Raw genomic sequence first — 523 nt, 5'->3', positions numbered from 1 at the left:
GAGTATGTCGGTGATAAGGTTGGTGACCAGGAAGGCGAGACCACCGACGATGGTGACGCCGATGATCGCCGGGAAGTCGAGCGCACGCGCTGCCTCCACGGCATAGGATCCCATGCCCGGCCAGGAGAAGATGGTTTCGGTCAGCACCGCGCCGGTGATCAGATAGGCGAAGGAATAGCCGATGACGGTCAGGGTCGGCACCATGGTGTTGCGCAGCGCATGGACGATGACGACGCGGAATTCGCTCGCCCCCTTGGCGCGCGCGGTGAGCACGAACTCGCGGCTCATCACATCAAGCATGTTGGCGCGCACCAGCCGCGATATGGTGCCCGAAACCGTCCAGCCGAGGACGAAGGCCGGCAGAAGCAGGTGCCAGAGCGCGTCCTTGAAGACGGTCCAGTCGCCAGCCAGAAGCGAATCGATGGTCAGGAAGCCGGTGATGCCGGGCGGCAATGCCAGGCGGGCATCGACCCTGCCCGGCCCCGGCAGCCAGTTCAGCATGACGGAGAAGATGAACAACAGG

At 64.1% G+C, this 523-nt stretch carries 1 protein-coding gene; it reads right to left on the bottom strand.

From position 1 onward, the window contains the following. Positions 1-523, bottom strand: a 523-nt coding sequence (locus EOC94_RS33475) for an ABC transporter permease (RefSeq protein ID WP_148128460.1), incomplete at both ends; no start/stop codon positions are given.

It is taken from the genome of Mesorhizobium sp. M6A.T.Ce.TU.016.01.1.1, assembly GCF_003997065.1.
GTDB classification, from domain to species: Bacteria; Pseudomonadota; Alphaproteobacteria; order Rhizobiales; family Rhizobiaceae; genus Mesorhizobium; species Mesorhizobium mediterraneum.
Note: the sequence above shows the minus strand (reverse complement) of the source record. Positions and strands in the feature narration are given on the sequence as shown.